The sequence below is a fragment of the Lentzea sp. NPDC042327 genome (assembly GCF_040647275.1).
In the GTDB taxonomy this organism is placed as follows: domain Bacteria; phylum Actinomycetota; class Actinomycetes; order Mycobacteriales; family Pseudonocardiaceae; genus Lentzea.
This window is the reverse complement of record NZ_JBEZBX010000005.1, coordinates 573,905-593,180: the sequence shown is the minus strand read 5'-3', so window position 1 is coordinate 593,180 and position 19,276 is coordinate 573,905. Positions and strand designations below refer to the sequence as shown.

Below are 19,276 nucleotides of genomic sequence, written 5' to 3'. Positions count from 1 at the left end.
GCGAACTATTAGGAAACTTTCTTAACCGTAGGCCACCGCCGGGCCTGGATCGGGAGTTCCGAACATGCGCATCAGACGTGCGGCGCTCGTCGCCGCAGTGCTCACCGGTGTGGTCGTGGCACCTGCCGAGGCGGCCCCCGCCTCCCACATCAGGCTCGACCAGGTCGGGTTCGGCACCGCCGAGGCGAAGCACGCCTACGTGCTCGGTGGTGCCGCGAACGCGCGGTTCTCCGTGGTCGACAGCCGCGGCCGGACCGTGCTGACCGGGCGGACGGGTGCCTCGACCGGGGCGTGGAGCGCGAAGTTCCCGGCCGTGCACCCGATCGACCTCTCCGGCGTGCGAAAAGCGGGGACGTACCGGGTCAAGGTCGGCTCGGCGACCTCCGCGGCGTTCCGGGTCGACTCGCTGAACCGGCTGTTCGCGCCGGTCGCCCGCAACACCGTCGAGTTCTTCCAGGCCCAGCGCGACGGTGCCGACGTCATCCCCGGCCGGCTGAACCGCAAGCCCGCGCACCTCACCGACCGCGAGGCGCTCGTCTACGAGGAGCCGGTGTTCGCGGGCGAGGGCGGTGACCAGATCGCGGCGCCGTTGCAGCCCACCGGCGCCAAGGTCGACCTCGAAGGCGGCTGGTTCGACGCGGGCGACTTCGTGAAGTTCACCCACGCCTCGTCGTACTCCACGGCGTCGATGCTGCTCGCGTTGCGCAACAAGCACGACGACGCGCTGTACGAAGAGGCCGAGTTCGGGCTCAGGTGGCTCGACAAGGCCTGGGACGAGCAGACCGGCACCCTCTACGCCCAGGTGGGCATCGGCACCGGCTCCGCGGAGTTCGGCTTCGTCGGCGACCACGACGTGTGGCGGCTCCCCGAGGCCGACGACAGGCTCGACGTGAAGCCCGGCGACAGCGAGTACTTCATCAAGTACCGCCCCGTCTTCCGCGCGAACGCCGCCGGCGAGAAGATCAGCCCCAACCTGGTCGGCCGGGTGGCCGGCTCGTTCGCGCTGGCCGCGCAGGTCGAGGCCCGCAAGAACCCGCGCCTGGCCCGCACGTACCTGGACAAGGCCGCGCGGCTGTTCTCGCTCGCCAAGACCGAGGACGTCGGGCAGCTCGTCACGGCGTTCCCGCACGCCTACTACCCGGAACCGTCGTGGACCGACGACCTGGAGTTCGGCGCCACCCAGCTCGCGCTGGCCGCGAAGGCGTTGAACGACAAGCGGTACCAGCAGTTCGCGAAGGCCGCCACGCACTGGGCCAAGGAGTTCCTCGCGACGAACGACCCGGACACGTTGAACGTCTACAACATCTCCGCGCTCGCCCACGCCGACCTCGCGAAGCTGCTGAAGGCGGGCGTCCACGGTGCCGAGGTGACCGAGGCCCAGGTCGTGGGGGACCTGCGGCGCCAGCTGCAGCAGGGCGCCGACGCGGCCAAGAACTCACCGTTCCGCACCGCCGCGAACGTCGAGACCTGGGACGTCGGCTCGCGCACGTTCGGCTTCATCACCACGGCCGCGCTCTACCGGAAGCTGACCGGTGACACGAGGTACCAGACGTTCGGCACGCAGCAGCGCGGGTTCGCGCTCGGCACCAACGCCTGGGGCACCTCGCTGATCGTCGGTGTCGGCGCGAAGTTCCCCGAGTGCCCGCACCACCAGGCGGCCAACCTCTCCGGCTCGCCGAACGGCGGCGCGAAGGTGCTGGTCGGCGCCGTGATCAACGGACCGAACGACGCCTCCCTGTTCGGCGACCTCGGCGAGATGCCGCCGGGCTCCGTGGACTGCACCAAGCCGTACACCCGGGAGTTCGACTCCGCGAAGTCCGTGTTCGCCGATGACCTGCGGTCGTGGCCGAGCTCCGAGCCGGCCATCGACTTCACGGCGACGGGCGTGCTGGGCTTCTCGCTGATCGCGCACGGGTGATCGGGCACGGCTGAGTGGCGGCGGCGCGGGCCTGGGTGTCCAATTCGGACTGTGCTCAGGCTCGCGCTGGTCGTCGTGCTGCTCCTCGTGGGCGTTCCCGCTCACGCACTGCCGTTGAACACCGAGTGCAGGGTGCCCGCGGTGCACGACCCGGAGGTCGTCCGCGAGGTGCACGCGGCCGGTCTCGCGCTGCGGGTCAGCGACAAGGTGATGCTCGCGGGCTTCGAGGCCGGCTGGGTCGAGTCGCACATGCACAACCTCGACTGCGGTGACGCCGACTCACTGGGCGTGTTCCAGCAGCGCCCCTCGATGGGCTGGGGCACGCCCGAGCAGATCATGGACGTCACCTACGCAGCGACGCGGTTCTTCGAGGCCGCCGTGCGGCTGGACCGGCCGGACCTCACGCCGGGGTTGCTGGCCGACGCGGTGCAGCGGTCGTGCTGCCCGGAGCGCTACGACCTGGCGGTGGACCGGGCCACCTCGATGCTGCGGCAGGCGTGGCAGGGCGGGCCCGAGGTGACCGACGTCGTGTACGTGGTCGACGACGGCGACGTCTGGGCGGGGCCGCAGCAGCTGAGCACGACCGCGGACTTCGTCGGGCGCCCTTCGGTGGCCGGGAAGCTGGTCTACGCGCGCACGGTCCGCGGCGAGGTCATGGTGCTGAACGGCACCTGGCGCCCGCTCGCGTCCGGCGTGGCGGGCGACCCCGAAGCCGTGCTGCTCCCCGACGGTTCGGTGGCGGTGTTCGCGGTCCTGGCCGACGGCAGCGTCGCGAAACTGTCAGACCTCCCTGCGACGATGGGAGTGGGGGCTTCCGACCCCCCGGAGGGGGGCCAGGCGGGATCGATTCCGTTGAGCGCGGCCGGGTTCGCGGCGGGCAAGCCGTCGGCGGTCGTGCACCCGGACGGGTCCGTCACGGTGTACGTGCGGTCCGGCGGCGCGTTGATGGCGCACACGGCCGGCGTGTGGCGGGAGATCGCCGGCGGGCTCACCGGCAGCCCCGAGGTCGTGCTCCGTCCGGACGGGACGATCGCCGCCCACACGCTGCTCGACGGCCGCGTGCACCGCCTCGGACCCACGTGGGAACCGTTGGGCGACGGCCGTTTCATCGACACCGTGGCCGCGCTGCCCGACGGTGCGGTCTACGCGCGCAAGGCCGACGGGACCGTGGTCAAAGTCGGTTGAACGGCTCCGCGTACCGGAACGGACCCGGCTCCACCGGCGCGAACAACCGGGCCTGGAAGTGCGGCGCCCACTCGGCGACCGGCGGCGTGATGCCGAACTCCGCGGCCGGCCGGAAGCCGAACCGCGAGTAGTAGCGCGGATCGCCGAGCAAGATCACGGCCTTCTCACCGCGGGCCTCCGCAGCCCCGAGCACCGCGTGCACCAACGCCTTCCCGATGCCGGAACGCTGGTGGTCCGGGTGCACCGCGATCGGCCCCAGCCCGAGCGCGGGCGTGTCGCCGACGTACCCGCGGGTGCACACGACGTGACCGAGCACGCCGTCCGCGACCAGCGACAGCTCCGGTATCCAGCCGGGGTCGGCGCGCAACCAGTCGATCAGCGGTGCCTCGGGGCCGTTCTTGAACGCGAGGTTCGTGACGTCGCGGATGGCGTCGATGTCTGCGGGCGTTTCCCGGCGGATCAGCATGACGCGCACTTTGTCCGGACAACGCGCGCGACGCCACTCATAATTCGGGGACGCGGGGAGTGCCGAGGGGAGGGTGCGTTGATCATCTTCGGAGGTCCGGACGAGTTCGACCGGTGGCTGCACGACAACGGCGCCACCGAGACCGAGTTGTGGATCAAGTACGCCAAGAAGGGGTCCGGGCTGCGGACGATCACCTACGACGAGGCGCTGGACGTCGCGCTGTGCCACGGGTGGATCGACGGGCTGGTGCGGTCGGTCGACGACACGTACTACTCGCAGCGCTGGACACCGCGCAAGCCGCGCAGCAAGTGGTCCAAGCGCAACTGCGGCAAGGTCGAGGAGCTCGTCGCAGCAGGGCGGATGCTGCCGGCCGGGCTGGCCGAGGTCGAGAAGGCCAAGGCGGACGGCCGCTGGGAGGCCGCCTACGCGGGACCCGCGACGATCGAGGTGCCGGCCGACCTCAGGGCGGCGCTCGACGCCAACCCGGAGGCCGCCGCGTTCTTCGAGACCCTCAACAGCCAGAACCGGTACGCGATCCTGCTGCGCGTGCACGACGCCAAGCGGCAGGAGACCCGGCAGCGCCGCATCGCGCAGTTCGTCGGCATGCTGGCCGAGGGGCGCAAGCTCTACGCTTGAGAATCATGAAGTGGTTCCGCCGTCGCAAGGCCGAAGAGGTCGCGCCAGCCCACCTGCCGAACGCCGGGGAGGCCGCCCAGCGGTTCTGGGAGCAGTGGTTCGAGCTGGTGCCGGTGGTGAGCGCGGCGCTGGGCGACGGCGAACCGCACCGCGTCGAGGACGACCTGCGCGCGCTGGTCGAGGGACTGCACCCGGACCTCGTGTTCAGCCTCGAACAGGGCCACCTGGCGATGTACGCGCTGGTGGTCACCGGCCAGGAGGACCCGCGGCTGCGCCCGTACACCGACGCGTGGATCGCCGCCGCGCCGCCCTCGGACATGGTGTGGGAGTTCCACGACTCGGTGCCGCCGGTGCCCGACCCGACCGAGGTCGTGGTCAACCTCGGTGAGGTGCGGATGCGGCTCGGCGACTTCCGGATCGTGGCGCAGGTCGACGGCGAGGTCGTCGACGTCGCCGTGTACCACCCGGCGCTGAAGGACCTCTCCGACCACCAGCGGCAGACGATGACGTTCCTGCCGCTGGACGTCACTCTCGGCGAGCGGCTGGCGGGGGAGCGGCTGCGCCGCGTCGAGACGGCCCAGCTGGAACCGGAGGGCACGATCAGCCTGCTGGAGCTGCGTTCACTCGTCCGGACACTCGCCGGTGCGTCCGGCGGCTGAGCCCTCCGGAATTGTCGGACCTGGTCACTAAGCTTGCGGACGTGACCAGCGAGAGCCTTGAAGACGTTCCGGCCGAGATCCGCGAACGGCACGCCGTGCTCGCGGAAGAGGTGCGCTCGCACCAGTTCCGCTACTACGTGCTGGACGACCCGATCGTCACCGACGGTGAGTTCGACGCGCTGCTGAAGGAGCTGGAGGCGCTCGAAGCCGAGCACCCCGGTCTGGCCACTCCTGACTCGCCCACGCAGCGGGTCGGCGGCACGTTCTCCACGGAGTTCCGCGCGGTCGACCACCTGGAGCGGATGCTCAGCCTGGACAACGTGTTCGCGCAGGACGAGCTGGCCGAGTGGTTCAAGCGCGTCGAGCGGGAGACGGGCGCGGGCACGCACTTCCTGTGCGAGCTGAAGATCGACGGCCTCGCGATCAACCTGCTCTACGAGAAGGGCAGGCTCACCCGCGCGCTGACGAGGGGCGACGGCCGCACCGGTGAAGACGTCACGCTGAACGTCCGCACCATCGCGGACGTGCCGCAGACCCTGCGGGGCACGGACGAGTACCCGGTGCCGGACCTGGTGGAGGTCCGCGGCGAGGTGTTCTTCGCGGTCGAGGACTTCCTGGCGCTCAACGCCGCGCTGGTCGAGCAGGGCAAGCCGCCGTTCGCGAACCCGCGCAACACCGCGGCGGGGTCGTTGCGGCAGAAGGACCCCAAGGTCACCGCGTCGCGCCGGCTGCGGATGATCTGCCACGGCATCGGCAAGACCGAGGGCTTCTCGGCCGACCGGCAGTCGCTCGCCTACGAGGCGCTGGGGGCGTGGGGCCTGCCGGTCTCCCCGCACACCAGGGTCCTGACCGACCCGGCGCAGGTGGCCGAGCACGTCGAGCACTGGGGCGAGCACCGGCACGACGCGGTCCACGAGATCGACGGCGTGGTGGTGAAGGTCGACGAGGTCGCGCTGCAACGCCGCCTGGGCACCACGTCACGGGCCCCGCGGTGGGCGATCGCGTACAAGTACCCGCCGGAGGAGGCCACGACGACGCTGCTGGACATCCAGGTCCAGGTCGGGCGCACCGGCCGCGTCACGCCGTTCGCGGTGATGGAACCGGTGAAGGTGGCCGGCTCGACGGTCGCGCGCGCCACGCTGCACAACGCGTCGGAGGTCAAGCGCAAGGGCGTGCTGATCGGCGACCGGATCGTCATCCGCAAGGCCGGCGACGTGATCCCGGAGGTGCTCGGCCCGGTGCTGGCCGCGCGCCCCGCCGACGCGCGCGAGTTCGTGATGCCGGCCCGCTGCCCCGAGTGCAACGCCGAGCTGCGCCCGATGAAGGAGGGCGACGTCGACATCCGCTGTCCCAACGCCCGGACGTGCCCCGGCCAGCTGCGCGAACGGCTCGCCCACCTCGCCTCCCGCGCGGCGCTCGACGTCGAGGTGCTCGGGTACGAGGCCGCCGCGGCGATCACCGAGTCGACCGCCTACACCAACGAGGCCGACCTGTTCGACCTCGACGCCGAGTCGCTGCGGCAGGTCGAGCGGTTCGTCACGGTCAAGGGCGAGCTGTCCGCGAACGCGGTGAAGCTGCTCGACAACCTGGAGGCGGCGAAGTCGCGTCCGCTGTGGAGGGTGCTGGTCGCGCTGTCGATCCGCCACGTCGGCCCGACCGCGGCCCGCGCGCTGGCGCAGGAGTTCGGGTCGATGGCCGCGATCGTCGCCGCGGACGAGGAGGTGCTGGCCGGCGCCGAGGGCGTGGGCCCGACCATCGCCGCCGCCGTCGTGGAGTGGCGGGAGACCGGGTGGCGCCAGGAGGTCGTGCGCCGCTGGGCGGCCGCGGGCGTGCGGATGGAGGACGAGCGCGACGAGTCCATCGCCCGCAACCTGGAGGGGCTGTCCATCGTGGTCACCGGGTCGCTGGCGGAGTTCTCCCGCGACTCGGCGAAGGAGGCGATCCTCGCCCGCGGCGGCAAGGCGGCCGGGTCGGTGTCGAAGAAGACCTCTTTCGTCGTGGTCGGCGACTCGCCAGGATCGAAGTACGACAAGGCCGTCTCCCTGAAGGTGCCGGTGCTCGACGAGTCCGGTTTCCGGGTGCTGCTCGACTCCGGACCCGACGCCGCGCGGGAGGTCGCCGTCAACCCCGAAGAGGAGGCTTGATGACCCAGCTGCTCATCCGCCCGGCCACCGCGGCCGACCTGCCCGTCGTGGGCGCGCTCACCGTCGAGGCCTACCAGGCCGACGGCTTCGTCGACGAGGGCGACGACTACGTCGCGCACCTCGCCGACGCGGCGGCCCGGTCCCGCGACGCCGAGCTGCTGGTCGCGGTGGACCCCTCCGGCGGCGAGGTGCTGGGCTCGGTCACCGTGGTGCTGCCCGGCAGCCCGTTCGCGGAGATCTCCGAACCGGGCGAGACCGAGTTCCGCATGCTGTCCGTGGCCGCCGCGGCGCGCGGCCGCGGTGTGGGCGAGGCCCTGGTGCGGGCGGTGCTGGACCGCGCCCGCACCCTGGGCGCCGAGCGGGTGGTGCTGTCGTCGTCGGAGAAGATGCGGGCGGCGCACCGCCTGTACGAGCGGCTCGGGTTCACCCGGCTGCCGGACCGCGACTGGTCCCCGTTGCCGGGCCTGAAGCTCCTCGCCTACGTCCTGCCGCTCTGAGCACAACCCGGTGCCCCGGGCACGCGTCCACCGGTGCCGACCGCGAATGGGGGTTCGCGAACGATGAGAGCCGCACCGCTGCTCGCACTGGCCGCGCTGACGACCCTGGCCACCGCCGCCTCGGCCACCCCGCTGGAGCTGCCCGGCCACGACCGGGACGGGATCGCCGCGCTGGCCCAGCGCTACCTGGAGAACCGCGCCCGGAAGGTGACGACCGGCCCGCAGACACCCGGATTCGGCGTCCCGCTCACCCCGGCGCTGGCCGCCGAGCTGCGCACGCACGAGGAGGAGCTGGCGGCCGCGCGCACCTCGTGGTCGCACCGGCGCACCCGCTACCGGTTCGCGGTGGTGCGGACCGAGGTGACCCGCTTCGACGTGCAGCACCGCGACCTGGTGGTGGCGCACGTGCGGGAGGCCGGCGAGCTGCACTTCGACCGCCCCGGCACCGTGCCGGCCACCGGCTACGGCCTGCTCCACCACCTGACCGTGCGGCGCGAGAACGGCGACTGGGTGCTCGCCGGCGTGGCGGTCGAGCACTCCGAGGCCTGCGGCCTGCTGCCCGAACCCCAGGCGGTGACCTGCACGGGGTAGAGGTGCCCGGCAAGCGCTACGCCACCGGCTGACCCGGCGCCCGCTCCACGTCCTTCTTCGCCTTCATGATCCGCGACCGCAACGCCAGGTCCGCGGCCGCCTGCTCGTACAACAGCTCCCGCAACGCGTCCGGCGACAGCGATCTCAGCCGGTCGCGCAGCTCCACGTCCTCCGCGTCCGGCGGCGGCACGGTCTCCCCGCGCTCCAGCAGCACCAGCCCCACGGCCACGCAGTGCTTGCAGAAGAACCCCTCGGACCCGTGCGGGCAGGTGCACGTGCCCGCCAGGTGCGTCTGCGCCCACGACAGCTCCACCGAGTACAGCGCGTCCTCGCTGCCCCGCACGAGCGCCGTCACGTGCCTGCTGTGCACCCGCAACGCGCGCACGGCATCGCGGTAGGTCAGACCACGCCAGTACGACTTGGTGCCCGCGCGGTGCAACAGCAGCTCGGTGGTGAGGGTCGTCGACACGGGGGTCATCCAACCGGGTGACCGCAGCGAGGATCAACATGATCGCGATCAGTCCACCCCACCCCGCCGAGAGCGGCCGGTGAGCGAGCGCACGGCCGCCGAGGCGACCGCCCGCACGCTCGCCGAGGCGGCCAGGACGCCCACCACCCGCAGCCCTACCGGGCCGTCGTCTCCAGGTCGAGCAACGTGACGGCGGCGCGGAAGTACTTGTTCGTGCCCAGGTCGCGCACGGTCTTGATGTTGAAGGCGGCCTTCAGCTTCTCCGCGTCCCCCGCGCTCACGCCCTGCAACGCGTCGACGGGCGCGTCGAGGATCTCGGACAGCGGCAGGTTCTCGCAGGCCTTGTCGAGGAGCATGTCGAGGTTGACCGTGATTGCCATGATCCGTCACCTCCGTCTGCGGAAAGGGTTCGACCACGGCAGGTTCTGGGGTCGGATGCCGGCTGCCGCAGGACGTAACGACGGTCGCCGACCCCGCGATGTGGCGGTCATGCAACAGCTCGAAGCCCACGAGGTGCCCCTGCACAAGGTGTTCGGCAGCGACTACGACTTCCGGATCCCCGACTACCAGAGGCCCTACGCGTGGGAGGTCGAGCAGGCCCGACAGCTGCTCGACGACCTGGTCGAAGCGGTGGAACGCGATGACGACGAGCCGTACTTCCTCGGGTCCACGGTGCTGGTGAAGAGCAACGGCGTCGCCGACTCGGAGGTGATCGACGGGCAGCAACGGCTCACCACGCTCACGATCCTGTTCGCCGTGGTGCGCGATCTTGCCAAGCCGGGTGGCATCCAGACTTCACTCGACAAGATGATCGTCGAGCCGGGTGACGAGCTGCTGGGCCTCGAGGCGAAACCTCGGCTCGAGCTCAAGAAGCGCGACCGCGGCTTCTTCCGCACCTACGTCCAGGAGCCCGGCCACATCGAGGAGCTCATCGACCTGGGTGACGAAGCCCTGAAGACAGACGCACAGCGCGCGATCAGGGACAACGCCAGGGCGTTGCGCACGGCGCTGGTCAAGATGGACGAGGACTCCCGCCACCGGCTGGTCAAGATGATGAGCGCCAAGACGTTCCTCGTGGTGGTGAGCACACCCAACCTGGCCAGTGCACACCGCATCTTCAGCGTGATGAACGCCCGTGGCCTCGATCTCTCTCCTGCGGACATTTTCAAGTCGAAGGTCATCGGGGAGTTGGACTCCGACGAGTACGCAACGAAGTGGGACGACGCCGAGGTCATGCTCGGCAGGAGCAGTTTCGCCGACCTGTTCCTCTACCTGCGGATGATCTTCGCCAAGGAGCGGGCCAAGCAGGACCTGATGACGGAGTTCCCCAAGCAGGTGCTCCGCCAGTACCTGCCTGGGAGGGCCGCCGAGTTCGTCGACGACGTGCTGGTGCCGTACGCCGAGGCCTACCGGCAGATCCGCGAGTTCGGGTACGTGGCGACGACCGGCGCCGAGCAGATCAACTCGTGGTTCCGCCGGCTCGCACAGATCGACAACAACGACTGGCTGCCGCCCGCTCTCTGGGCCGTGCGCCACCACGGCGACGACCCCGACTGGCTGGACGGCTTCCTCCGCAGGCTGGAGCGGCTCGCCGCGAGCATGTTCGTCCGCCGGGTCTACACCACTCCGCGAGTGATCAGGTACGCGAACCTGTTGCGGGAGCTCGCGGCGGGTGACGGGCTCCACTCAGCCGCGTTCAGCCTCGACGACGACGAGCGCGGGGAAACCCTGCGCCAGCTCGACGGCGCGCTGTACCTGGTCCCGAAGATCCGGAAGTACGTGTTGCTGCGGCTCGACGAGATGCTGGCCGGCAGCTCTGGCGTGACGCACGTCTTCTCGATCATCACGGTCGAGCACGTGTTGCCGCAGCGACCTGCGGAGAACTCGCGGTGGACCGTCGACTTCCCGGCCGACGACCGGGCGGTCTGGACACACCGGATCGCCAACCTCGTGCTGCTCAACCGGACGAAGAACGCGGAGGCGCAGAACTACGACTTCGAGGTCAAGAAGGCGAAGTACTTCTTGAGCAACAATGGCGTGGCGGCGTTTCCCCTCACCAGCCAGGTGCTCGCCCAGACCGAATGGACACCCGCCGTGCTGGAAGCACGGCAGAAGGAGCTGATCCGGACGCTCGCCGAGGGATGGGACCTCTGACCGGTGCCTCCGCCGGGCGAGCACCACCCCGGGACGGCACCCATCGGCGCAACGCGGTGACCGGCGTTGTGTGGGACCGTTGACCTGTGCTGCAAGCCTGTCTGAACGGCTCCCGCACCGCGCAGGAGCACCCGGCCCTGCCGTTGACCCCCGAGCGCCTGGCCGAGGACGCCGCCGACGTCGCCGCGCTCGGTGTCACGTCCGTGCACATCCACCCGAGGGACGTCATCGGCGCGCTCACGCTCGTCGGGCCCGAGGTGGCCACCACCATCGCCACGGTCAGGGCGGCGGTGCCCGGCATCGAGATCGGGGTGTCGACCGACGTGGACGGGCCGCGGGCCGCGGTGATCGGCAGCTGGGCGCCGCTCGCGACCGGGCGGCCGGACATCGCCTCGGTGCGGGTCGGCCGGCCGGGCTGGCAGGAGGTCGTGGAGGCGTTGCACAACGTCAACGTCGCCGTCGAGCTGGTCGTCGACGGCGTGGGCGCCGCGCGGCTGCTCACGACCGTCGACCGGGTCGCCCGGCTGCGCGTCACCGCGACCCGTGCGAACGCCGGGGAGCTGCTGGCCCTGCTCGAACCGCTCCAGCGGCCGATCCTGCTGCACGGCGTGGACGACGAGGCGTGGCCGGTGCTCGACCGCGCGGGCAGGCTGGAGCACAGCACCCGCATGGGTCTCGCGGACACGCTCGCGCTGCCCGACGGGCGCCCGGCCAGGAACAACGTCGAGCTGATCGCCCTGGCCAGGAGGACGCTGCGGACCAAGGCGCCGCAGTAGCGGCTCAGTCCGGCAGCACGACCGCGACGATGCCGGCCAGGTGCGCGAGGCGCGCCACCTCGGCCGCGCGGAACATGGGACCACCGGGACGGCCGACGACCAGCACCCGGTCCGGCTTGCCCAGCGGCGTGGCGGCCAGCTCCGTGCCCAGCTCGCGCCAGGTCTCCGGCACCCACTCCTCCTCGCCGTCGAGCACGGTCGCGCGCTCCAGCGGGAACCACGGCACGTTCGCCATCCGGGTCTCCGGCGCCGCCGACGACGACGTCAGCCGGTTGATGCCGGTGCCCTCCGGGCCGACCACGACGGCCCAGCCGGCGCGGATGATCTTCGGGACGCCCTCGGTGAAGACCTCGAGGCCCTTGTGCGGCTCCTCGGCGATCTCCTCCACGAGCTCCAGCTCGCGGTGGGTGTCGAGGATGCCCGCGTACGGCCGCACGGCGTCGACCTCGACGCCCTCGACGGACTCGGCCGCGGTGATCAGCGTGTCCGGCAGGCGCCCCGACGGCAGCTCCACCACGAGGTCGTCGATCGCGAGACCGGAGCCGCGCTCCACGACGTCCACGCTGAGTATGTCCGCCCCGATCTCCCCCAGTGCCGTTGCGACCGCGCCGAGGGTGCCGGGACGGTCCGGGAGCTGGACCCGGATCAGGAACGACAAGGTGAACGCCTCCATAGCTCGTGCGCGGGACCCCGCGTCCCGCGCCGTTGCCGGTCGGTGATTCTCGCAGACGCATCCTCAACGCATGACCTGCTGTCCGCGTTGCGGAACGGTTAAGTTGAGCGGTCGCTCGGCAACCCGTTCGAAGACGCTGCTGACCAGCCCATAGACTCACGGGGTTCCCGATTCGAATCCCGACCCTACGGGGGTTGACAGGAGTGCCCAGCATCTCCCGCGACGAGGTCGCGCACCTGGCGAAGCTCGCCAGGCTGGCCGTCACCGACGAAGAGCTCGACCTCTTCGCAGGCCAGCTCGACGTGATCCTCCAGTCGGTGGCCACGGTGGGCGACATCGCCACGGCCGACATCCCGCCGACGTCGCACGCCGTTCCGCTGACCAACGTCTTCCGCGAGGACGTGGTCCGTCCGAGCCTCGGTCAGCAGCAGGCGCTTTCTGGCGCTCCTGACGCCGAGGACGGCCGGTTCCGCGTGCCCCGCATCCTGGGTGAGGAAGCATGACCAACGACCTGATCCACGCCACCGCGGCCGAGCTCGCCGCGAAGATCCACAGCGGCGAGGTCTCCTCGGTCGAGGTCACGCAGGCCCACCTGGACCGCATCGCCGAGACCGACGGGAAGGTCAACGCCTTCCTGCACGTCGACACCGAGGGCGCGCTCGCGCAGGCCCGCAAGGTCGACGAGGACGTCAAGGCGGGCAAGACCGTCTCGCCGCTCGCCGGTGTGCCGCTCGCGCTCAAGGACGTCATGACCACCGAGGGGATTCCGACCACGGTCGGCTCGAAGATCCTCGAAGGCTGGCTGCCGCCGTACGACGCGACGGTGACGCGCAAGCTCAAGGAAGCCGGCGTCGTCATCCTCGGCAAGACGAACATGGACGAGTTCGCCATGGGTTCGTCGACCGAGAACTCGGCGTACGGCCCCACGCACAACCCGTGGGACCTCGACCGCATCCCCGGTGGTTCCGGCGGTGGCTCCTCGGCGTCGCTCGCCGCGTTCCAGGCGCCGCTCGCGATCGGTACCGACACCGGTGGCTCGATCCGCCAGCCCGGCGCGGTCACCGGCACCGTGGGCGTGAAGCCGACCTACGGCGGCGTGTCCCGCTACGGCCTCGTCGCGTTCTCGTCGTCGCTGGACCAGGCCGGTCCGTGTGCGCGCACGGTGCTCGACGCCGCGCTGCTGCACGAGGTCATCGCCGGCTACGACCACATGGACTCCACGTCCATCAACGCGCCGGTGCCGCCGGTGGTCGCCGCGGCCCGCGAGGGCCTGTCCGGTGACCTGTCGGGCCTGCGCATCGGCGTCGTCACGCAGTTCAGCGGCGAGGGCTACCAGCAGGGCGTGCTGCGCAGCTTCGAGGCCGCCGTGTCGCAGCTCAAGGAGCTCGGCGCGGAGGTCTCGGACGTGTCGTGCCCGAGCTTCGACTACGCGCTGCCCGCCTACTACCTCATCGCGCCGAGCGAGTGCTCGTCGAACCTCGCCCGGTTCGACGCCATGCGCTACGGCCTGCGCGTCGGCGACGACGGCACGCGCAGCACCGAGGAGGTCATGTCGCTGACCCGCGAGGCCGGCTTCGGCCCCGAGGTCAAGCGCCGCATCATGATCGGCACCTACGCGCTGTCGTCGGGCTACTACGACGCCTACTACGGCTCGGCGCAGAAGGTCCGCACGCTGATCACGCAGGACTTCGCGAAGGCGTTCGAGAACTTCGACGTCCTGATCTCCCCGACCACGCCGACCACGGCGTTCAAGATCGGTGAGCGCGCGGACGACCCGATGGCCATGTACAAGGCCGACCTCTGCACCATCCCCGCGAACCTCGCGGGCACGCCGGCGATGAGCGTGCCGAGCGGTCTGTCCGATGAGGACGGTCTGCCGGTCGGTCTGCAGCTCATGGCGCCGGCGTTGCAGGACCACCGCATGTACCGCGTGGCCGCCGCGTACGAGCTGGCGCGCGGCGCGTTTGGAGGGCCGTCGCTGTGAACATCAAGAAGGCAAGGGGCCTGCTGGGTCTCGCCGGTGCCGTCGCGGGTGCGGTGGGAGCGTTCTCCGGCTTCCGCAACGCCCGTGCGAAGAACGACAAGCTGATGCTGGCCAACGCGGTCGCCAGCATCGTCGTGGCGGTCACCGGTGCGGCGCTCGCGGCACGCGCTCTGCGGAAGGACGAGCTGGCATGACCTCTCTCGTTGAGCTGATGGACTACGACGAGGTCGTCGAGAAGTACGACCCCGTCCTGGGCCTGGAAGTGCACGTCGAGCTGCACACCAACACGAAGATGTTCTGCGGCTGCGCCAACGTCTTCGGCGGCGAGCCGAACACCAACACCTGCCCGACGTGCCTCGGTCTGCCGGGCGCGCTGCCGGTGGTGAACGCCAAGGCGATCGAGTCGGCGATGCGCATCGGCCTCGCGCTGAACTGCGAGATCGCCGAGTGGTGCCGGTTCGCCCGGAAGAACTACTTCTACCCGGACATGCCGAAGAACTTCCAGACGTCGCAGTACGACGAGCCGATCGCGTTCAACGGCTGGCTCGACGTGACGCTCGACGACGGCGAGGTCATCCGCGTCGAGATCGAGCGCGCGCACATGGAGGAGGACACCGGCAAGTCGCTGCACGTCGGCGGCGCCACCGGTCGCATCCACGGCGCCGAGCACTCGCTGCTCGACTACAACCGCGCCGGCGTGCCGCTGATCGAGATCGTCACGAAGATGATCCCGGGCACCGGCCGCCGCGCCCCCGAGGTGGCCCGCGCGTACGTCACCGCGCTGCGCGACCTGCTCAAGGCGCTCGACGTGTCCGACGTCCGCATGGACCAGGGCTCGCTGCGCTGCGACGCGAACGTGTCCCTGTCGCCGAAGACCACCGGCGCGCTGGGCACCCGCACCGAGACCAAGAACGTCAACTCGCTGCGCAGCGTCGAGCGCGCCGTCCGCTTCGAGATGACGCGCCAGGCCGCGGTGCTCGCGTCCGGTGGTGAGGTGACCCAGGAGACCCGTCACTTCGACGAGTCCTCCGGCAGCACCTCGCCGGGCCGCAAGAAGGAGACGGCGGAGGACTACCGCTACTTCCCGGAGCCCGACCTGGTCCCGATCGCGCCGTCGCGCGAGTGGGTCGAGGAGCTTCGCGGCACCCTGCCGGAGCTGCCCTGGGAGCGCCGCGCGCGCATCCAGAAGGACTGGAACCTCACCGACGAGGTCCTCCGCGACCTGGTCAACGCCGGTGCGCTGGACCTCATCGAGGCCACCGTCGTCGCCGGCGCCAAGCCGGACGAGGCCCGCTCCTGGTGGGTGTCCTACCTCGCGCAGCAGGCCAACACCCGCGGCGTCGAGCTGTCCGGCCTGCCCATCACGCCCGCCGACGTGGCGCGCGTGATCGAGCTGGTCAACACGGGCGCGCTGACCAACAAGCTCGCCCGCGAGGCCGTCAACGGCGTGCTGGAGGGCGAAGGCTCCCCGGACGAGGTCGTCGAGAAGCGCGGCCTCAAGGTCGTCTCGGACGACTCGGCGCTGGAGAAGGCCGTCGACGAGGCCCTCGCGGCTCAGCCGGACGTGGCGCAGAAGATCCGCGACGGCAAGGTCCAGGCCGCCGGTGCGATCGTCGGCGCGGTCATGAAGGCCACCAAGGGCCAGGCCGACGCGGCACGCGTGCGCGAGATCATCATCGCCCGGTGCAGCTGAGGTTGTGACGCTGCGTTCAGAACGGCACGAGGGCGGCAGCGCTCGGTAGATACGCAATAGATGGACAGATCACAAAGGGTCACCTGTTCGTGCAGGTGACCCTTTGTGATCTTAGGCCGTCCGAGTGGCTGTTAGCTAAATGAGACGTATACCCGTAGCCGTGTGTGCCACTCTCTCCGTGCATCCATCTGGGGGGATGGAGCGTAATAGTCCAAACGAGGGGGGAAACCTCATGACGACGCAGCGTGAAGGGTTCTTGGGCGACATCGTCGACAAGGTCAAGGACTTGCTCGACGGTTCGGACGAGCACAAGAACCCCACGAAGGTGGAAGACCCGCCGATGGTGCCGCAGTGCTGCGGCCCGCCGCCTCCGGGATGGCCCGTCATGGGTGGCCACAAGCTGGTGACCGAGGGCCCGGTGGAGCACGAGGCGAACTGCCCGAACCACCCGGACAACGCTCCGAAGGAAGAAGTGGCGAGCTAGTCACGCTCCGCGCTGTCCTTCAACCGGGCTCTGCGCCTGGTTGGAGGACAGCGCCATTCGGGCGAATGTGGTGTGATGATCACATGCCCGCTCGTGCCTTGGACACAGCGCGCGAGTTGTACATGCGGGGATGGGCGGAGCAGGCGAAGTTCCGGTTCCTGCCCGCCAGCCGACACCTCAAGCGTGCACTCGCGCACGCCGATCGCGCCCAGGACAGTCCGGAGCGGACGGACCTGCGCGCCCGCATCCTCTACAACCTCGGCCGGTGCCTCGGCGAGACGAGCGGCCTCGACACCGCCGTCGAGCTGTTCGACCAGGCCCGCCGCGAGATCGAACTGGTGGCCGACCCGTGGCTGCGCACCCTCCTCAAGGGGAACGCGGACTACAACCAGGGCATCCTGATCATGCGCCTGGGACAGCCGGAGCAGGCGGTCCAGTGGTACGAGCCGTTCATCGGCTTCGCCGAGAACGCCCTGCGGACCTCACCCGAGCGGATGACCGCGGAGTGGATGCACTGGCTCGCGACCAGTCTGACCAGCCGGGCGCTGGCGAACGCCGCCATCCGCCGGCGCGAGCTCGCCGTCGCCGACCTCGAACGGGTCGCCGTCCTCAGCCGTGAGCACAACCTGGACACGATCTACCCCTACACGGTGGTGGCACTGGCCAACACCTACAAGCAGAGCGGCGACCTGATCGAGGCGCTGCGGCGCTACGAGGAAGCCGAACGGATCTTCCGCGCGGCCGAACAGCCCTCGGTGCTCGCCGCTGTCCAGCTCCTGCACGCGGAAGCGATGCTGATGGTCGGGATGTCCGACGACGTCGGCCGGATGCTCGACGAGGCGTTGCCGGTGCTGCGCCAGGGAAAGGTCAGCCAGGACATCGCCGAGGTCGAGATGTACCGGGCGTCGGCCGCGTTGCTGGACGACCAGTTCGACCTCGCCCGCCGGATGGCCAAGGCGTCCATGCGCAAGCTGGAGAAGCGCGGCAGCACCTGGTCGATGATGGCCGCGCTGATCGAGCTGTGGGCGCACGCCATGCAGGTCAAGCGCGTGACGAACGCGTTGGTGCAGAAGGCGTTGTCGCTGTCGTCGCAGCTGGAGGCCAACCACCTGCTCGACGAGGCGTGGCTCGCGAAGGTGCTCGCCGTGCGGCTGGAGGTCCGCAGGGGAAGGCTCGCCGAGGGCGAGGAGCTGCTGCGGCAGCTGCCCAGGCCGAGGGCCGTCACACCGATCGACCACCGGATGCAGCGCCGGCTCGTGCTCGCCGAACTGGCGCTGGCCAAGGGCGACCGCCGGACCGCGTTGCTGCACGCGCGCAAGGGGCTCGACGAGCTCGGCCTGGTCCGTGACCAGCTGGGCGGGCTGGAGCTGGTGTCCGCCACCGCGGTCCACGGCCGTGAGCTGCGGGAGCTGGCGATCCGGCTCGCCCTGGAGAGCAACAACGCCCGCCAGGTGTTCCTGTGGATCGAACGCACCCGTGCGCAGACTTACCGCTACGAACCGCTGGAGCTCGTCGAGAACCCCGAGCTGGCCGACCGCATCGCCGAGGTGCGGGGGCTGGGCCGGGAGCTGATGCGCGCCGGTCTCGACGGGCGGCCGACCACCAGGCTGCGGGCGGAGATCGCGAAGGCGCAGCGGGAGGCGAACCGGCTCGGGTGGCACGCGCAGCGCTGGGGGCGCACGCGTCCGATGGCGACGGTCGGCGAGGTGTTCGCCGAGCTGGGTGAGCGGGCGATGGTCAGCTTCGTGGTGTCCAACGGTGAGATGGTCGCCGTTGTGCTCGTGGGCGGCCGGGTGCGGATGGTGCGCCTGGGGGTCGCCGAACCCGCCCTGGAAGGGGCGCAGAAGCTGCACTTCGACCTCAACGCGCTGGCGCCTGACCACCTGCCGCCACCGTTGGTGCAGGTCATCGGGGCGTCGGCGCGCAAGCAGGCGGATGCGCTGGACACGTTGCTGATCAAGCCGCTGGCCCACCTCATCGGTGAGCGCGAGCTGGTCATGGTGCCGACCGGGTCGCTCTACGCGGTGCCGTGGGGTGTGCTGCCGAGCCTGCACGGCAGACCGGTCACCACGGCACCGTCGGCCACGGCCTGGCTCGCCGCCACGCAGGCCGTCGAGCCGAGGTCCGACCGGGTGCTGCTGGTGCGGGGTCCGGGGTTGCAGTTCGCGGACGGCGAGCTGGATCGGCTGGGGGCGCAGCACGAGAAGGCGACCGTGCTCGCGGGGGACCGGGCGACCGCGGGGGAGGTGCTCGCGCACCTCGACGGCGCGGACCTGGTGCACGTCGCGGCGCACGGGGAGCACGAGAACGAGAACGCGTTGTTCTCCCGGCTGGAGCTGTTCGACGGGCCGTTGTTCGCGCACGAGCTGGGGCGGCTGCGCAGGCCGCCGGCGCAGGTGGTGCTGTCGGCGTGTTCGCTCGCGTTGAACCGGATCAGGCCCGGTGACGAGGCACTCGGGTTCGCCGGGGCGATGCTCGCGGGCGGCACCCGGACCGTGGTCGCGGCGGCCAGCAAGGTCGGGGACGAGGCGAGCGCGGCGGCGATGGCGGACTACCACCGGGCGCTGCTCGCCGGGGCGGCACCGGCCGTGGCGCTGGCGGAGGCGATGGCGAAGGATCCGTTCCGCCGGCCGTTCCTCTGCCTGGGGTCCGGCTAGGCCGATCGGGTGGTTGTCCCGGTCACGTGCTGTCGAACGCGCTGGTCAGCTGTGACTTGTACCCGGTTGGCGGCTGTGGTTGGTGAACTTTTCTCGCAGCTCCGGCGGGTTCTGTGCCACCCTTACCCCCTCGACCGAGGGGAACGGACCCGGTCGTCGCAGCCCCCCAGGGGGTGAGGCTGGGAGCCGGGGTCCGTGCCAACGGCCCGCCTGTCGGCTCTCGCCGATGCGCGGGCCGTTGTGTCACAAGGGCCACATGCGCCGGGACGCGGGAGAACGGCTTCCACCTC

Annotated in this window: 19 protein-coding genes; 15 read left to right on the top strand and 4 right to left on the bottom strand. The window is 70.7% G+C overall.

The window, feature by feature from the left end:
• The first annotated feature begins 64 nt into the window (after positions 1-64).
• Both AB0A63_RS16615 and AB0A63_RS16610 read left to right on the top strand, forming a co-directional pair.
• On the top strand, positions 65-1,918 hold the full coding sequence (locus tag AB0A63_RS16615) for a glycoside hydrolase family 9 protein (RefSeq protein ID WP_360391315.1): 1,854 nt from the start codon (positions 65-67) through the stop codon (positions 1,916-1,918).
• Positions 1,919-1,969: 51 nt separating this feature from the next.
• Positions 1,970-3,103 (top strand): hypothetical protein, encoded by a 1,134-nt coding sequence (locus AB0A63_RS16610; RefSeq protein ID WP_360391312.1) that lies wholly within the window; start codon positions 1,970-1,972, stop codon positions 3,101-3,103.
• Here AB0A63_RS16610 and AB0A63_RS16605 read toward each other — a convergent pair.
• Positions 3,090-3,569: an N-acetyltransferase gene (locus AB0A63_RS16605; RefSeq protein ID WP_360391309.1), complete on the bottom strand. Its 480-nt coding sequence runs from the start codon at positions 3,567-3,569 to the stop codon at positions 3,090-3,092. The genes AB0A63_RS16610 and AB0A63_RS16605 overlap by 14 nt on opposite strands.
• A 78-nt stretch (positions 3,570-3,647) precedes the next feature.
• Between AB0A63_RS16605 and AB0A63_RS16600 the strand changes: the two genes are divergently transcribed.
• The 5 genes from AB0A63_RS16600 (at position 3,648) to AB0A63_RS16580 (ending at position 8,096) form a co-directional block, all read left to right on the top strand.
• Positions 3,648-4,205 carry a YdeI/OmpD-associated family protein gene (locus tag AB0A63_RS16600; RefSeq protein ID WP_360391306.1) on the top strand — a complete coding sequence of 186 codons (558 nt, stop codon included), beginning with the start codon at positions 3,648-3,650 and terminating at the stop codon, positions 4,203-4,205.
• A gap of 5 nt (positions 4,206-4,210) precedes the next feature.
• Positions 4,211-4,864 (top strand): hypothetical protein, encoded by a 654-nt coding sequence (locus tag AB0A63_RS16595; protein WP_360391303.1) that lies wholly within the window; start codon positions 4,211-4,213, stop codon positions 4,862-4,864.
• Positions 4,865-4,884: 20 nt separating this feature from the next.
• Complete coding sequence (gene ligA, locus AB0A63_RS16590; RefSeq protein ID WP_360391520.1) at positions 4,885-7,008, top strand: NAD-dependent DNA ligase LigA; 2,124 nt, start codon at positions 4,885-4,887, stop codon at positions 7,006-7,008.
• Positions 7,008-7,505 carry a GNAT family N-acetyltransferase gene (locus AB0A63_RS16585; protein WP_360391300.1) on the top strand — a complete coding sequence of 166 codons (498 nt, stop codon included), beginning with the start codon at positions 7,008-7,010 and terminating at the stop codon, positions 7,503-7,505. Before ligA ends, AB0A63_RS16585 begins: the two co-directional genes overlap by 1 nt.
• 63 nt (positions 7,506-7,568) lie before the next feature.
• Positions 7,569-8,096: a hypothetical protein gene (locus tag AB0A63_RS16580; RefSeq protein ID WP_360391297.1), complete on the top strand. Its 528-nt coding sequence runs from the start codon at positions 7,569-7,571 to the stop codon at positions 8,094-8,096.
• Positions 8,097-8,112: 16 nt separating this feature from the next.
• Here AB0A63_RS16580 and AB0A63_RS16575 read toward each other — a convergent pair whose 3' ends face one another.
• Positions 8,113-8,565 (bottom strand): hypothetical protein, encoded by a 453-nt coding sequence (locus AB0A63_RS16575; protein WP_360391294.1) that lies wholly within the window; start codon positions 8,563-8,565, stop codon positions 8,113-8,115.
• A 155-nt stretch (positions 8,566-8,720) separates the two neighbouring features.
• Positions 8,721-8,945: a hypothetical protein gene (locus AB0A63_RS16570; protein ID WP_360391291.1), complete on the bottom strand. Its 225-nt coding sequence runs from the start codon at positions 8,943-8,945 to the stop codon at positions 8,721-8,723.
• 109 nt (positions 8,946-9,054) lie between these two features.
• Here AB0A63_RS16570 and AB0A63_RS16565 point away from each other — a divergent pair, with 109 nt between their 5' ends.
• Together AB0A63_RS16565 and AB0A63_RS16560 are read left to right on the top strand one after the other, a co-directional pair.
• Positions 9,055-10,719 carry a DUF262 domain-containing protein gene (locus AB0A63_RS16565; RefSeq protein WP_360391288.1) on the top strand — a complete coding sequence of 555 codons (1,665 nt, stop codon included), beginning with the start codon at positions 9,055-9,057 and terminating at the stop codon, positions 10,717-10,719.
• 86 nt (positions 10,720-10,805) lie between these two features.
• A complete protein-coding gene (locus tag AB0A63_RS16560) occupies positions 10,806-11,495 on the top strand; it encodes a 3-keto-5-aminohexanoate cleavage protein (RefSeq protein ID WP_360391285.1) in 690 nt (229 codons plus the stop codon).
• A gap of 4 nt (positions 11,496-11,499) precedes the next feature.
• Here AB0A63_RS16560 and AB0A63_RS16555 read toward each other — a convergent pair whose 3' ends face one another.
• The gene (locus AB0A63_RS16555; RefSeq protein WP_360391517.1) at positions 11,500-12,153 is read right to left on the bottom strand and encodes an ACT domain-containing protein; all 654 of its coding nucleotides are present in this window, start codon (positions 12,151-12,153) and stop codon (positions 11,500-11,502) included.
• Positions 12,154-12,371: 218 nt separating this feature from the next.
• On the opposite strand from AB0A63_RS16555, the gene gatC reads away from it, so the two are divergent.
• The 6 genes from gatC (at position 12,372) to AB0A63_RS16525 (ending at position 18,986) form a co-directional block, all read left to right on the top strand.
• Positions 12,372-12,671, top strand: a complete 300-nt coding sequence (gene gatC / locus AB0A63_RS16550; RefSeq protein WP_360391282.1) for an Asp-tRNA(Asn)/Glu-tRNA(Gln) amidotransferase subunit GatC — start codon at positions 12,372-12,374, stop codon at positions 12,669-12,671.
• Entirely contained in the window at positions 12,668-14,152 is a 1,485-nt protein-coding gene (gene gatA, locus AB0A63_RS16545) for an Asp-tRNA(Asn)/Glu-tRNA(Gln) amidotransferase subunit GatA (RefSeq protein ID WP_360391279.1), read from the top strand. Before gatC ends, gatA begins: the two co-directional genes overlap by 4 nt.
• Complete coding sequence (locus tag AB0A63_RS16540) at positions 14,149-14,346, top strand: hypothetical protein (protein ID WP_245733102.1); 198 nt, start codon at positions 14,149-14,151, stop codon at positions 14,344-14,346. The genes gatA and AB0A63_RS16540 overlap by 4 nt, the downstream gene beginning before the upstream one ends.
• Positions 14,343-15,845 (top strand): Asp-tRNA(Asn)/Glu-tRNA(Gln) amidotransferase subunit GatB, encoded by a 1,503-nt coding sequence (gatB, locus tag AB0A63_RS16535; protein ID WP_360391276.1) that lies wholly within the window; start codon positions 14,343-14,345, stop codon positions 15,843-15,845. Before AB0A63_RS16540 ends, gatB begins: the two co-directional genes overlap by 4 nt.
• A 232-nt stretch (positions 15,846-16,077) precedes the next feature.
• The gene (locus tag AB0A63_RS16530) at positions 16,078-16,329 is read left to right on the top strand and encodes a hypothetical protein (RefSeq protein WP_360391274.1); all 252 of its coding nucleotides are present in this window, start codon (positions 16,078-16,080) and stop codon (positions 16,327-16,329) included.
• A gap of 122 nt (positions 16,330-16,451) precedes the next feature.
• On the top strand, positions 16,452-18,986 hold the full coding sequence (locus AB0A63_RS16525) for a CHAT domain-containing protein (RefSeq protein WP_360391271.1): 2,535 nt from the start codon (positions 16,452-16,454) through the stop codon (positions 18,984-18,986).
• Positions 18,987-19,276 lie beyond the last annotated feature (290 nt).

What these genes read in the sequence shown, in the direction of transcription:
- AB0A63_RS16615 (WP_360391315.1), top strand. Translation starts at nt 65, where the DNA reads ATGCGCATCAGACGTGCGGCGCTCGTCGCCGCAGTGCTCACCGGTGTG.
- AB0A63_RS16605 (WP_360391309.1), bottom strand. Translation starts at nt 3,569, where the DNA reads ATGCTGATCCGCCGGGAAACGCCCGCAGACATCGACGCCATCCGCGAC.
- AB0A63_RS16595 (WP_360391303.1), top strand. Translation starts at nt 4,211, where the DNA reads ATGAAGTGGTTCCGCCGTCGCAAGGCCGAAGAGGTCGCGCCAGCCCAC.
- AB0A63_RS16585 (WP_360391300.1), top strand. Translation starts at nt 7,008, where the DNA reads ATGACCCAGCTGCTCATCCGCCCGGCCACCGCGGCCGACCTGCCCGTC.
- AB0A63_RS16580 (WP_360391297.1), top strand. Translation starts at nt 7,569, where the DNA reads ATGAGAGCCGCACCGCTGCTCGCACTGGCCGCGCTGACGACCCTGGCC.
- AB0A63_RS16570 (WP_360391291.1), bottom strand. Translation starts at nt 8,945, where the DNA reads ATGGCAATCACGGTCAACCTCGACATGCTCCTCGACAAGGCCTGCGAG.
- AB0A63_RS16565 (WP_360391288.1), top strand. Translation starts at nt 9,055, where the DNA reads ATGCAACAGCTCGAAGCCCACGAGGTGCCCCTGCACAAGGTGTTCGGC.
- gatA (WP_360391279.1), top strand. Translation starts at nt 12,668, where the DNA reads ATGACCAACGACCTGATCCACGCCACCGCGGCCGAGCTCGCCGCGAAG.
- gatB (WP_360391276.1), top strand. Translation starts at nt 14,343, where the DNA reads ATGACCTCTCTCGTTGAGCTGATGGACTACGACGAGGTCGTCGAGAAG.
- AB0A63_RS16530 (WP_360391274.1), top strand. Translation starts at nt 16,078, where the DNA reads ATGACGACGCAGCGTGAAGGGTTCTTGGGCGACATCGTCGACAAGGTC.
- AB0A63_RS16525 (WP_360391271.1), top strand. Translation starts at nt 16,452, where the DNA reads ATGCGGGGATGGGCGGAGCAGGCGAAGTTCCGGTTCCTGCCCGCCAGC.